The sequence below is a fragment of the Solibacillus sp. FSL R5-0691 genome (assembly GCF_037974225.1).
Lineage (GTDB): Bacteria > Bacillota > Bacilli > Bacillales_A > Planococcaceae > Solibacillus.
This window is the reverse complement of the sequence record NZ_CP150231.1, coordinates 2,881,240-2,893,882: the sequence shown is the minus strand read 5'-3', so window position 1 is coordinate 2,893,882 and position 12,643 is coordinate 2,881,240. Positions and strand designations below refer to the sequence as shown.

Annotated in this window: 12 protein-coding genes; 10 read left to right on the top strand and 2 right to left on the bottom strand. The window is 43.3% G+C overall.

Annotated features, from left to right (window positions below):
* Positions 1-591 precede the first annotated feature (591 nt).
* From hydA to MKY51_RS14545, 6 genes are all read left to right on the top strand, one after another.
* Positions 592-1,989 carry a dihydropyrimidinase gene (gene hydA / locus MKY51_RS14570; protein WP_339173389.1) on the top strand — a complete coding sequence of 466 codons (1,398 nt, stop codon included), beginning with the start codon at positions 592-594 and terminating at the stop codon, positions 1,987-1,989.
* Between the two features lie 215 nt (positions 1,990-2,204).
* The gene (locus MKY51_RS14565) at positions 2,205-3,542 is read left to right on the top strand and encodes an NAD(P)-dependent oxidoreductase (protein ID WP_339173387.1); all 1,338 of its coding nucleotides are present in this window, start codon (positions 2,205-2,207) and stop codon (positions 3,540-3,542) included.
* A gap of 11 nt (positions 3,543-3,553) precedes the next feature.
* Positions 3,554-4,837 (top strand): NAD-dependent dihydropyrimidine dehydrogenase subunit PreA, encoded by a 1,284-nt coding sequence (gene preA / locus MKY51_RS14560; protein WP_339173385.1) that lies wholly within the window; start codon positions 3,554-3,556, stop codon positions 4,835-4,837.
* 116 nt (positions 4,838-4,953) lie between these two features.
* Positions 4,954-6,435 (top strand): NCS1 family transporter, encoded by a 1,482-nt coding sequence (locus MKY51_RS14555; RefSeq protein WP_339173382.1) that lies wholly within the window; start codon positions 4,954-4,956, stop codon positions 6,433-6,435.
* Positions 6,436-6,454: 19 nt separating this feature from the next.
* Positions 6,455-6,667: a hypothetical protein gene (locus MKY51_RS14550; RefSeq protein ID WP_339173380.1), complete on the top strand. Its 213-nt coding sequence runs from the start codon at positions 6,455-6,457 to the stop codon at positions 6,665-6,667.
* 170 nt (positions 6,668-6,837) lie between these two features.
* Positions 6,838-7,293, top strand: coding sequence for a nucleotide-binding protein (locus MKY51_RS14545; protein ID WP_339173379.1), 456 nt, complete (start codon positions 6,838-6,840; stop codon positions 7,291-7,293).
* Between the two features lie 147 nt (positions 7,294-7,440).
* On the opposite strand, the gene MKY51_RS14540 is transcribed toward MKY51_RS14545, so the two are convergent.
* A complete protein-coding gene (locus MKY51_RS14540) occupies positions 7,441-7,617 on the bottom strand; it encodes an asparagine synthase (protein ID WP_079524417.1) in 177 nt (58 codons plus the stop codon).
* Positions 7,618-7,765: 148 nt separating this feature from the next.
* Positions 7,766-8,377 carry a spore coat protein gene (locus tag MKY51_RS14535; RefSeq protein ID WP_339173375.1) on the bottom strand — a complete coding sequence of 204 codons (612 nt, stop codon included), beginning with the start codon at positions 8,375-8,377 and terminating at the stop codon, positions 7,766-7,768.
* Positions 8,378-8,474: 97 nt separating this feature from the next.
* On the opposite strand from MKY51_RS14535, the gene MKY51_RS14530 reads away from it, so the two are divergent.
* The 4 genes from MKY51_RS14530 to MKY51_RS14515 all read left to right on the top strand — a co-directional run bounded on the left by MKY51_RS14530 (position 8,475) and on the right by MKY51_RS14515 (position 12,587).
* Positions 8,475-9,065 (top strand): LemA family protein, encoded by a 591-nt coding sequence (locus tag MKY51_RS14530; protein ID WP_339173372.1) that lies wholly within the window; start codon positions 8,475-8,477, stop codon positions 9,063-9,065.
* A gap of 68 nt (positions 9,066-9,133) precedes the next feature.
* On the top strand, positions 9,134-9,898 hold the full coding sequence (locus tag MKY51_RS14525; protein WP_339176649.1) for a TPM domain-containing protein: 765 nt from the start codon (positions 9,134-9,136) through the stop codon (positions 9,896-9,898).
* 1,255 nt (positions 9,899-11,153) lie between these two features.
* Complete coding sequence (locus tag MKY51_RS14520) at positions 11,154-11,387, top strand: glutaredoxin family protein (protein ID WP_065216745.1); 234 nt, start codon at positions 11,154-11,156, stop codon at positions 11,385-11,387.
* A 138-nt stretch (positions 11,388-11,525) separates the two neighbouring features.
* A complete protein-coding gene (locus MKY51_RS14515; RefSeq protein WP_339173364.1) occupies positions 11,526-12,587 on the top strand; it encodes a sugar-binding domain-containing protein in 1,062 nt (353 codons plus the stop codon).
* Positions 12,588-12,643 lie beyond the last annotated feature (56 nt).

Genomic DNA, 12,643 nt, shown 5'->3' with positions numbered 1-12,643 from the left:
TTTTTGGGGTGGGCGGATGCGGGTTCGCGGTTTTATTAGAACATTGCGGGCGGATATTAGAAGAAACGCCGTGGATATTTGAAGATCGGGAGGGGATATTAGCACATTGCACACACATATTAGAACAATAGACGATTATATTAGAACATCCAAAGTTTATTAGAACAAATAAAAATATATTAGAACATCCTCCTAATATATTAGAAAACTTCACCCACGAACCTCACTTCTAGTAGAACCCAAATCAAAACCAATACATTATGTTAGAAAAGTTTACGCAAAGACAGTATATTTCCTTACAACTTTTAACCTTTTGTCTAAAATATTTACGGAAAAAATTACCTTTTGTATATTAAATTTAGTCTAAATATTCAGTAAATTTATGTATATGAAGGATTCGCAAGGGTTTTCGCCAACAGAAAATATTTTTAAAATTTTTTCTGTTAATTAGATATTATGTTACTAATTATTACATATAATACTATATATTAAATTATATGCTAAAAAACTAGTAAATATTCTCAAATACTAGGATGCACTTTGGTTTTTCATTTTTTCAATAGAAATTACTAGAAAACTAGGAGGGTTCATATGAAAAAGATTATTACTGGGGGAACAATTGTTACTGCTGCGGATACATTTAAAGGGGAAGTGCTGATCGAGGATGGGATCATCACTCAAATTGCAGCGAAAATAGATGATGCAGATGCGGAAATTATTGATGCAACAGGAAAGCTTTTATTCCCGGGTGGTATTGACCCTCATACCCATCTCGATATGCCGTTCAACAACACGGTAACAGATGATGACTGGCAATCTGGAACAATTGCTGCGGCATACGGGGGAACAACGACAATTATCGATTTCTGTATTAGTGCGGGCTCGCCTACATTGATGGATGCGATCGATACATGGCATGGCAAAGCGAAAGATAAAGCCGTAATCGACTATGGCTTCCACTTAATGATCGGTGATTTAAACGAACAGCGCTTGCAGGAATTACCGGAAGCGTTGGAACGAGGCGGAATCAGCTCGATCAAAGTGTTCCTTGCCTATGCAAAAGAATTCCAGGCGACGGACCGGACATTATTCCAGGCGTTTAAAGTCGGGAAGAAGCTTGGCGCAACGGTAATGGTTCACTGTGAGAACGGATCGGTTATCGATGAGCTAGTAGAGGAAGCGAAAGCGAATGGTCAGACGGAGCCGATCTATCATGCGCTTACTCGTCCGCCTGAAGTTGAAGGGGAAGCGACGAAGCGTGCGATTGAGCTGGCGAACTTGGCTGGAGCGCAATTATATGTCGTGCATGTCACGTGTAAAGAAGCGGTTGATGAAATCATTTCAGCACGGAATAAAGGCTACAACGTGTTAGGTGAAACATGCCCGCCGTATTTAGTCCTTGATCAGACAGCATTGGAGAAGCCGAACTTTGAAGGTGCGAAATATGTTTGGTCTCCGCCGTTACGTCCTGTAGAGCATCAGGAAGTATTGTGGAATGCATTGAAGGCGAAGCAGCTGCAAACGATTGGTTCGGACCAATGTTCATTCAGCTTCAACGGCAAGAAAACATTAGGGAAAAACGACTTCTCGAAAATCCCGAACGGTGGACCGTTTATTGAAGACCGTTTCTCTGTCCTGTATTCAGAAGGGGTTGCAAAAGGGCGCATTACGGAAAACGAGTTTGTCGATATGATTTCAACGCAGTCTGCGAAGATTTTCGGGCTGTTCCCTAAAAAAGGAACGATTGCGGTTGGTTCGGATGCGGATATCGTATTATTCGATCCGACGGTGAAACGTACGATCTCTGCGGAAACACATCATATGAATGTGGACTACAACGCATTTGAAGGGCTGGAAGTGACGGGTGAGCCACAAAGTGTGCTAGTGCGCGGTGAATTTGTCATTCAAGATAAAAAATTCGTCGGACAGCTTGGTAGCGGCAAGTATATCCGTCGTGAAGTAAAAGGATCCACTAAAGTAACTTCATAACAAGGTCAATTACGCTCTCGTAATTGCGTCCAGATTCGTGGATCAGCCAGCCTTTGTTGCACATCGCAACATTTAAAGGCTGGCATCCATTTCACTAAAAAATCTGTGACATCTGCCGGGGCTTATTTTTATCCAGCAGGTAATTGGGTATCGGCTGGATAAAGATTCAACAGCTAAAAGTAATAACAAATCAAACTGGAGAGGGTTGTTATGAAATGAGCAATAGTTTAGCGAAGAACTTTGAAGAGATATTTGATGGGTTAACAACATACGCGGCAACTGTTGAAGCGAATCGTTGTTTGTACTGCTATGATCCGCCATGTGTAAAGGCGTGTCCGACGAGCATTAATATTCCGAGCTTTATCAAGAAAATTGCTTCGAATAATATGAAAGGTTCTGCTCGTGTCATTATGGAATCGAATCCTGTAGGCGCAAGCTGTGCGCGCGTTTGTCCAACAATCGAGCTTTGTGAGGGGGCTTGTGTGTTGAACAGTGAGGAAAAACCGATTCAGATTGGTCATCTTCAGCGCTATGCAACGGATTGGCTGCGTGAATCGAACGTTAATCTGTTTACGCCACAACCGACAAACGGCAAGAAAATTGCGATTATTGGAAGCGGTCCTGCGGGGTTGTCTGCTGCCCGTGAACTGGCATTGCTAGGATACGGTGTGACAATTTTTGAAGCGGATGAAAAAGCGGGTGGTCTGAATTACTACGGCATCGTTTCATTCCGTCTGCCGCAAGATGTGGTGGAGTGGGAAGTGCAGCAAGTACAGAATCTTGGCGTTGAAATTAGAACGAGCACAAAAATCGGCGAGGATGTATTGGTTGATGAGCTGCTTGAAAACTATGACCGCATCATTGTAGCGGTAGGTATGGGTAAAGTACCGATGCTTGGCATTGAAGGCGAAGAGTTGGACGGTGTGTATGATGCGATTGATTTCGTAAAGGAATCGAAATCTTCATTTACTGATCGCGTACTGGGCAAAAAAGTGCTCGTTATCGGTGCAGGTAATACGGCGATTGATGCGGCGACATGTTCTGTAAGACTTGGTGCTGAGCAGGTGCAAATCGTTTACCGTCGTACATCGAAAGAAATGACGGCATACGACTTTGAATTTGATTTTGCGAAGCAGGACGGTGTTGAATTCAGATGGCTGACATTACCGAAGCGCATTATTGGCGACGAAAACGGTAAAGTGATCGGAATGGAATGCATCAAAATGAAGCTGACGGATATCGAAGGTGGAAAAGGGACATTAACGGAAATTCCTGGTTCTGAATTTGTGATTGAGGCGGATGCGGTGATTCGGGCAATCGGCCAAACGAAGCAGTATGAGCTGATCGAGCATTTAGGCTTGGCGAATACTCGCGGTGTGATTGATGTGGATCACAACAGCCTTAAGACATCCAATCCGAAAATTTACGCTTGCGGTGATGTGATTTACGGCAACGGATACGGTGAGGCGACAGTTGTATCGGCGGCGCAGCAAGGCAAAGATTCGGCTTACGCGATTCATTATGAACTAAACGCAAATTCAGAAATTGCATAGGGGGAATTGAAATGGCAGATTTACGAATAGATTTTGCTGGTATTAAGTCACCTAATCCTTTTTGGTTGGCATCGGCACCACCGACAAACTCCGGCTATCAAGTGCAGCGTGCATTTGAAGCAGGCTGGGGCGGCGCTGTATGGAAAACGTTGGGCGACCCTATTTTAAACGTTTCCTCTCGCTTTGCTGCGGTTAGTTTCAATGGTCAGAAGGTAGCGGGTTTCAACAATATTGAGCTCATTACAGACCGACCGCTAGAAGTGAACTTAAAGGAAATTTATGAAACGAAAAAACGCTTCCCGAATCATACGATCATCGCTTCATTGATGGTCGAGCCGAAAGCCGAAAAGTGGCATGAAATCGTGAAAAGAGTCCAGGACGTTGGGGTAGATGGCTTCGAATTAAACTTCGGGTGCCCACATGGTATGGCGGAACGTGGCATGGGAGCCGCTTCGGGGCAAGTACCTGACCTGGTGGAAAAACAGACATATTGGGCGAAAGAATATGCGGAAGTACCGGTCATCGTCAAACTGACTCCGAACATTACGGATATTACTGTAACGGCGGAAGCAGCAGTGCGCGGCGGTGCGGATGCGATTAGTATGATCAACACAATCAATAGTTTGGCGGGCGTTGATCTGAACTCTTGGAACACGATTCCGCATGTTGGCAATAAAGGGGCACACGGAGGTTATTGTGGACCGGCCGTGAAGCCAATTGCACTGAACATGGTGGGCGAGTGTGCAAGAAGTCCGTATATCAATTTACCGATTTCCGGAATTGGCGGTATTTCGAACTGGCAGGACGCTGCTGAGTTCATCTTGATGGGTTCGACGAGTGTGCAAGTTTGTACGGCGGCAATGCACCACGGCTTCAGCATTGTTGAAGATATGATCGATGGTTTAAGCAATTATTTAGATGATAAAGGCTTGAAATCGGTGATGGATTTAGTCGGCAAAACAGTACCGAAATATTCGGATTGGGGAGATTTAGACTTAAATTATAAAGTTGTTGCAGAGATCAATAATGATGTTTGCATCAACTGTAATAAATGCCATATTGCCTGTGAAGATACGTCTCATCAATGTATCGATCTGTATACAGAAGATGGCCGTCCAATGCTGAAAGTGCGTGAGGAAGACTGCGTAGGCTGTAACTTATGTTCAATCGTCTGTCCGGCAGAAGGTGCGATTACGATGAAGGAACTTGTTCCGACACAACCGCCGATGACGTGGAACGAAAGACAGAAGCTAATTGCAGGATTTGCCCCAAGCAGTTCAAGTGTTGCGAGGTAGTTGGCGCAAATTTTTAAAAGGATGGCTGTCAGTCTAACCCACGTCGCATGTGCGGCAACGGGTGACTGACAGACTTCCTCTGTAGACCAAAAAATTGAATAAAGAGAGGTGTAGCGATGTCAGACAGAAAAGAAGCAAATAGCAACTATTTAAAATCACCAGATTTACTTCCTGTCACACACGAAAACCGAAGTATTAGTATGATGGGCTTTGGGGTTATCTGGGTAGGGATGGCCATCGTACTCGCCGCATTCGCAATCGGTGCGGGAGGAATTATCAATCTAAGTATGCCGATGCTTATCCTGGCGACATTGGTTGGATCGATTCTAATCGGGATTTTCATGGTCGTCATCGGGGATATCGGTGTTGAACACGGTTTATCGTTTCCTGTTTATATGCGTGCGCCATTCGGAACAATCGGCACGCACTTCCCGTCATTTGCCCGTGCATTTACAGCATCATGCTGGTTCGGGATCAACACATATTTTGGATCATTGGCGATCAACGGTATTTTGAACATTTTGGTCGGCTTTGACAATTGGTTTATCTGTTTCCTAGTATTCGCGACGTTGCAGTTGTTCAACGTATCGCTGGGGATCAAATCAATTGAACGTTTCGCGGATTTCGCTGCACCGGTCATTATCTTTATTTCGATTTGGATGTATTTGCAATTATCTGCTGAAGCGAAAGAGCAAGGCAAAGCGGTATGGTCATGGGTGGAAGCACCGCAAACTGGTTTCGAACAGTTTACGGCATTCATGGTAGTCGCTACGGCAATCATGGGCTTCTGGGCAACATTGGCTGCGGATATGCCGACGCTTTCTCGTCACTTCAAAGCACCGAAAAATGAGCGTAACTGGTTCAAACGAAATAAAACACAGTTACTTGGCTCTTTAGTAGTTCAGCCAATTTTCAATACACTGATGATCGTCATCGGTGCGGTATGTTATATGGCGACGGGTTCAGGTGATCCGGTCAATGCACTTCAGCAAGCGGCAGGCGGTTTTGTCCTTGTGATTCTGTTGTCGATGATCGTACTGGCGCAATGGTCGACAAATACTTCCGCGAACGTTATTCCGGCCGCGACGATTTTCTCAAATATCGGCGGACCGAAAATACCGTTCTGGGTAGGTGTAGTCGTAGCCGGTATTGTCGGGACGGTTGTGCAGCCTTGGAGCTTGTTTGAAGTTTTAAATAGCGTACTTCTTGTTGTAGGGGGGATCCTTTCATCGATTGTCGGTATTTTATTTGCCGACTATTACTTGCTCCGTAAGCGACGAGTAAATGTAAAGGACCTTTATGAAGCAGAAGGGCAGTACCGCTATTTGAAAGGGGTCAATGTAGCAGGTATTATCGCTTGGGTAATTGGCGGTCTGATCGCGAATATTTGGCCATCATTCTCTTCGCTGATCGGTTTCTTTGTAGGGGCAGCGCTTTATTATGTGCTGGCGAAATTCTGGTGGTTCAAAAAGTATCCGCAAGCGGAAATCGTCAATCCGAGCGATGACGAATATTTAGGTATTACAGCAGGACGCAGCTGGGAAATTGACGCTGTTCCAGAACCGATTGGTGTAGAGCAAACAGCTTCAACAGATTAAATGTAAACGAGGTGCGATCATGTCAGAATTTCAGTTTGTAGAAAAAGAAATTCAGCAAATTGATGAACTGCTTGCTGAAAACTATATTATTAAAACGATCGATGAGAACCTGGAAGGAGCTTTCGTTACATTTGTCAATCCGGCAACTCATGATGAGCGTTTACTGCATATTAAAATGGCAGACACAAGAAAGTACTTCTCCAGTAAATTAATGGAACAATTAAGCAGTTGAAAATTAAAGGGCCAGGCGCATTTCCTACGGGATGCGCCTTTTTTATTTTATTTGCACTGAAAAATTTTTAACGAGGGCATATTTCGACATGGAAATACATATTGTGAAGAAGAACAAGTGGATGCACCAGTTGAATCCAGAAAAATTTCTGATCGAAGTGGAGGGTTATTATGGGTGGAGGTAAAGGCACATTTCAGAAATGGAGGAAGAAAGTCAACAAGAAGGTGACAACGCTTAGCAGTAAAACGTCTTTTGCGGTCGACCGGTCCAAACTGCGAAAACAAATCAATGGAATTGAAGAAGAGATCAGAGTGCTGAAACAGCAAATCGGGGAAATCGTCAACTTGAACCGCAACAGCCTGTTTTCAGTCAGTATGGTGAATTATCAGCTTGCGCAAATTGAGGCGAAAGAAAACACGATTGCGCAGCTGGAAAGAGATATTGAAGAATTGAATGAGCTCAGTAAATTAGCGGGTGTCGAAGAGGAGGAAATCAAACCCGACCTGAAAGCAAAGCAAACGATCGACGATATTACGGCGTCCTATATATACAATTGCGCCAACTGCAATGAAGTGTACGATGAACCGAAAAAGTTTTGCGAGGAGTGTGGATTTAACATGGATTAGCGCTTATCGCTGAAATTTACGATAAGCAGAGTGAAATCATCGTAAAGGAGGAAGACCAAATAGAGAACGCCCAACTTTCTATAAACTTTAGAAAGTTGGGCGTTTCTTTGTAGAGAAAGCGGATTTCTTTACACCCGCTTTTCCTGATTACTTACGATGTTCTACAAGGTCAATTGCCCCTAATACTATATGGGCAAGGCCGAAACCGAAAATGGTATTGGCAATCATTTTGTTCGTACCGATTTTTTGTTTCATCGCATACCCCGTTGCAGTGACAGCTGATCCAAGTACAGTCGGAATTAAACCTTCACGAATATTTTTCATAAAAGCCCCTCCTTCATCGTAGTAGGTGAAACAAGCACCGTTCCTATTGTTTGTACTTCTGTGTGAAGTATTTATTGTAAATATTGGATAAATTATTTGGCAATTTTGAAACTATACAATGATTTGTTCGTATAGTTTATTGGGCATACTAGTTAGGCATATTTTTTGCTTGTTCTGCTTGGCCGTACATATTGAGCATTGTGCTCATATCCTGTGGTGACAGTTGTGGTACTTGGTAATAGCCTTTTTTGTTTTGATACAGTGAAAGTTCATAGGCCATTTCGATACAGTTTGGTACTGAATCTTGCAGCACACGACGAACAACAGGGTTTGTGCTTTCTAAAGCAGCAACTGTTTTCCCTGAAGCACCCATTTTATGGACACTTAGCAAGAAGCCCGAAATAATCGCATCATTAATTTCGTTTGCTGAAGTGATCGGTTTTTTCGCTTCACCAGGTTTGATGCCGTAAATTGTATCGTTCCCCATGTTCATATTATAGCTGCGTGTAGGATGTTTTGGATCATGACCTGTTTTAAAGGCTTCCATTGTAATGTTGTACTCATCAAGCATAAATGCGTACTGACGATCCAAAATAGATAAAAGCTCGCTGTCTTGAACTTGATCACGGAGCAGGACGAATTGGTTTAATCCGCCGATCATCGCGCTTAGTACTTCATGAACATCCAGTATTTCATGGGCACCATGATTTGTTGAAAAAGGCATTTGATTGTCTTGAGATTGGGATGATTGGGTAAACATGAATTAGTAACCTCCATAGTAAGATATTTCGAACACTCTTATTGTGGAAACGAACAGTAATTTTATACGCATTTTTAAAAAAGAGAGGATGGGGCAAATGTTTAAAAAAAATGAACGAGGCAGTGCTGTATTAGTCGCCCTTATTGCAATTGTTGCATTAATCGTCATTGCGGCGATGCTTGTCGTGCCAAAATACAACAAACTTGTTACAGGCGAAGAGACAGTGGACGCAGCTTGGGCACAAGTCGAAAACCAGCTGCAGCGCCGATTTGATTTAGTACCGAACTTAGTAAATACGGTGAAAGGCTATGCCGAACATGAGGAAGAAATTTTCACACAGATTGCAGAAGCCCGTACACAATACGGGAATGCCAATACAGTAGAAGAAACGGCGGACGCAAACAATGAGCTGTCTTCTGCATTATCCCGTTTACTTGTTGTAGTGGAAAACTATCCGAATTTAAAGGCGGATGTACAATTTACTCGTTTAATGGATGAACTGGCAGGAACGGAAAATCGTTTAACGGTAGCGCGTAAAGATTACAATGACACGGTTCAGCAGTTTAATAATGATGTTCGCCGCTTCCCAGGAAACTTAATCGCAGGCATGTTCAGCTTTGAACAAAAAGACTACTTTGAAATTAAAGAAGGTGTGGAAGAAGCACCGGCTGTTGATTTTGGCGATTAATGATCGGGAATACTGAAGCTGTCGGCAATGACCGGAGCTTCTGAAAAGGGGGACTGTATGTGAGATTAATGGTATCGCTTCTTCTATGGTTAATGCTCGTACCGCTCCAAGCGATGGCAGCCATACCGGAAAAACCGGCCTACAATTCTTACGTGTACGATTATGCGAATGTGCTGTCCGATGATGTGGAGCAGAATCTGATCCAGTCGGCAAAAGCGCTCGAAGGGTCAACGGGAAATGTCATTGTCATGATGACGATAGATACGATCGACGGAATGGACGCGTTTGAATTCGGTACGGAGACAATGCGCAGCTGGGGTATCGGTGATGAAACACTCGATAACGGGATGCTGATCTTTGCGACAACCGAGCAAGGTGAAGGGGAAAATGATGTATGGATTACGGTCGGCGGCGGTCTTGAAGGAGATTATCCGGACGGGAAAATTGGCAGCATGATCGATACGTATATGTTGCCGTATTTAGCGAATGATGATTATACAAATGCGTTCGCCAGCATCTTCTCTGTTTTTTATGAAGAAATGGGTGGTGAAGCAGGCGGCGCGGATTTAGTACAGCCAGTTGCGTCAAATGAAGATGATGGGATTTCAATCGGCTTTATAATTTTCATCATTATTATTTACTTCATCATTACGAAGTTTGGCGGTGGCGGTGGCCCAGGCGGACGCCGACGCACAGCACGCCGAGTGTACCGCAGTGGTGGTTTCGGTGGATTCGGAGGCGGCGGCTTCGGTGGAGGTGGCGGTTCATCGGGCGGCTTTGGCGGCTTCGGAGGCGGCGGCTCATTCGGCGGCGGCGCGGGCAGGAAGTTTTAGGATGAGGTTGAGGGAAAGGGAGCATCTCACTTTTGGGTGGGGTGCTTTTTTGTTGTGGGGGGTTCTAATAAGGTGGGGAGATGTTCTAATAAAAGCTGACGATGAGAATGAGGTGCCGGATTTCTAATAAGTTGTCGGATTGTTCTAATAAACCCGGAAAAGTTCTAATAAAATGTGGATCTTCTAATATAAGTGGCAGATGTTCAAATAAGTGTTGCGGATCTTCTAATAAAGGGTCGAGAAGTTCTAATATGTCAGTCGGATGTTCTAATATATCCGGGGAAGTTCTAATAAAAGCATTGGTCGCGAATTTTTAATATGGTGGTGCTCCGGTTTTCTAATAAGTTGGTGCATTGTTCTAATAAACGGTCGAGAACTGCTAATAAGTTAGCCGGAAGTTCTAATATAGCGGGGAAAAGTTCTAATAAAAGCTGGTGATGGAAATGGGGAGCACATCTTCTAATAAGTTGCCGTGATGTTCTAATAAATCCGAAAAAGTTCTAATAAAAAGTTGATTTTCTAATATAAGTGCCAGATGTTCAAATAAGTGACCCGGATCTTCTAATAAAGGGTCAGGAAGTTCTAATAAGTCAGCCCAAAGTTCTAATATAGCGGGGAAATGTTCTAATAAAAGCTGGGGATGGAAATGGGCTGCACATCTTCTAATAAGTTGCCGCGATGTTCTAATAAACCCGGAAAAGTTCTAATAAAATGTGGATCTTCTAATATAAGCGGTAGATGTTCAAATAAGTGGTATGGATTTTCTAATAAAGGGTCAAGATGTTCTAATATGCCGGTCGGATGTTCTAATATATCCGGGGAAATTCTAATAAAAGCTGGTGATGGAAATGGGCTGCACATCTTCTAATAAGATGCCGCGATGTTCTAATAAACCCGAAAAAGTTCTAATAAAAAGCCGATTTTCTAATATAAGTGCCAGATGTTCAAATAAGTGGTCCGGAACTTCTAATAAAGGGTCAGGAAGTTCTAATATGTCAGCCAGAAGTTCTAATATATCGTTAAAAGTTCTAATAAAAGCAGCAGACCGCACTTTCTAATATACGGTCATGAAGTTTTATTGAGTTATTCCACCGTTTTTCAACTTAGTTCGCGCAATGTTCTAATAAACAACCGCAAACTTCTAATACCGCACCCGAACCTTCTAATTAAACCAAAAAATCTTCTAATAAAATCCCGGCGCACACCACCCACTCCACCCAAACTCCGCTATAATAAAAAAAGGGAGGAACTGCCAATGATCATCAAATTTTATTCGAAACCGGACTGCGGACTTTGCATTGAAGGGCTCCAAACATTAAAAATCGTACAGGAAGATATCGACTTTACGATTGAGCATTATAATATAGAAGAAGATGACGAAGCGCATGAAAAATATATGCTGATGATTCCGGTTGTGGAGTATAACGGGGACGTTGTGCAATACGGGCAGCTTGATTATGCAACGTTGTACGAGGCGCTGGTGGACTAGTCATCGGTGCCTGTTCGCTATTTTTTGTAATAAATTCGGTCAGATAAGTTGCAAATCCCTCCGAGCCGATCTATAATAAAGACAGAAATTCTTTTTTTTACCCCATGTGGGACATAAAATATTTATGTGGGACAAATATTGTCCAACGTAACAAATCAGGTAGGTGGTTTTTTGACGGATATTTCATTTTTTGCAGCTGAGCGTAAACTAATACCTGAAATTGATGCTCTTTTTCAAAAGAGATTTCGAGTTTTACAAGCAATTGCGACATTTAGCCCGATTGGTAGACGTGCTTTAGGTGAACAGCTACAGATGACAGAGCGTGATATCCGGAATGAAACAACGGTCCTGAGTGAACAGCAATTGATCTTGATTCAAAAAAAAGGCATGATTTGCACGCCAAAAGGGTATGAAGTAATAGAGCAGCTTTACGAACTGTATCGTGAGCTTTCCGGTATTGTGGCGATGGAACAGCAGCTTACAAACATCTTTGGCATCGCACGAGTCATCATTGTGCCAGGTGATGCCGAGCAGGATGAAACGGTAAAGCAGCAGCTCGGTAAAGTTGCGGCACAAGTATTACAGCAAATCGCACCTGCGAAAGCCAATATTGCGGTAACAGGCGGCAGCAGTGTTGCATCGATGAAGGAATATTTATCGGACGTCCCGGTGCTGAGTGACGCGAAATTTATTGCGGCACGCGGTGGTATGGGGGATGAGATGACATTCCAGGCGAATACCATTGTTTCGAAGTTTTCAAAAAGATGCGGGGCAACATACCGCACATTGTTTTTGCCGGAGCATTTAAGTGAGCAGGCGTATGAAGCGATGAAGGATGAACCGATTATTCGGGAGATGATCACACTTTATGAACAGGTGGACATCGTGATTCACGGAATCGGGGCAGCCCAGGAAATGGCGCTTCGACGTAAAAGTTCACAGCATGAGCAGCAGTTACTTGAAGAAAAGGGCGCGGTTGCCGAAGCATTCGGCTACTATTTCAATGTAAATGGTGACACGGTTCATCATCTGAGGACAATTGGAATCCAGCGTGATCAAGTAAACAAAGCGAAGCATGTTCTTGCCATTGCGGCAGGCAGAAATAAGGCGGCTGCGATTCAGGCATATTTTAAAAATGCCGCATCGCAAACGATTTTGATTACAGATGAACAAACCGCAAGTACGATCCTTAAGAATTAAACATGTTTTTAAAAGTATGTTTTTACACATACTATTTTAATAATAAAGTTATTGGA

Excerpts from the sequence above, each read along its gene's own strand:
- hydA (WP_339173389.1), top strand. The coding sequence starts at position 592 with ATGAAAAAGATTATTACTGGGGGAACAATTGTTACTGCTGCGGATACA.
- MKY51_RS14565 (WP_339173387.1), top strand. The coding sequence starts at position 2,205 with ATGAGCAATAGTTTAGCGAAGAACTTTGAAGAGATATTTGATGGGTTA.
- preA (WP_339173385.1), top strand. The coding sequence starts at position 3,554 with ATGGCAGATTTACGAATAGATTTTGCTGGTATTAAGTCACCTAATCCT.
- MKY51_RS14555 (WP_339173382.1), top strand. The coding sequence starts at position 4,954 with ATGTCAGACAGAAAAGAAGCAAATAGCAACTATTTAAAATCACCAGAT.
- MKY51_RS14550 (WP_339173380.1), top strand. The coding sequence starts at position 6,455 with ATGTCAGAATTTCAGTTTGTAGAAAAAGAAATTCAGCAAATTGATGAA.
- MKY51_RS14545 (WP_339173379.1), top strand. The coding sequence starts at position 6,838 with ATGGGTGGAGGTAAAGGCACATTTCAGAAATGGAGGAAGAAAGTCAAC.
- MKY51_RS14540 (WP_079524417.1), bottom strand. The coding sequence starts at position 7,617 with ATGAAAAATATTCGTGAAGGTTTAATTCCGACTGTACTTGGATCAGCT.
- MKY51_RS14535 (WP_339173375.1), bottom strand. The coding sequence starts at position 8,377 with ATGTTTACCCAATCATCCCAATCTCAAGACAATCAAATGCCTTTTTCA.
- MKY51_RS14530 (WP_339173372.1), top strand. The coding sequence starts at position 8,475 with ATGTTTAAAAAAAATGAACGAGGCAGTGCTGTATTAGTCGCCCTTATT.
- MKY51_RS14525 (WP_339176649.1), top strand. The coding sequence starts at position 9,134 with ATGGTATCGCTTCTTCTATGGTTAATGCTCGTACCGCTCCAAGCGATG.
- MKY51_RS14520 (WP_065216745.1), top strand. The coding sequence starts at position 11,154 with ATGATCATCAAATTTTATTCGAAACCGGACTGCGGACTTTGCATTGAA.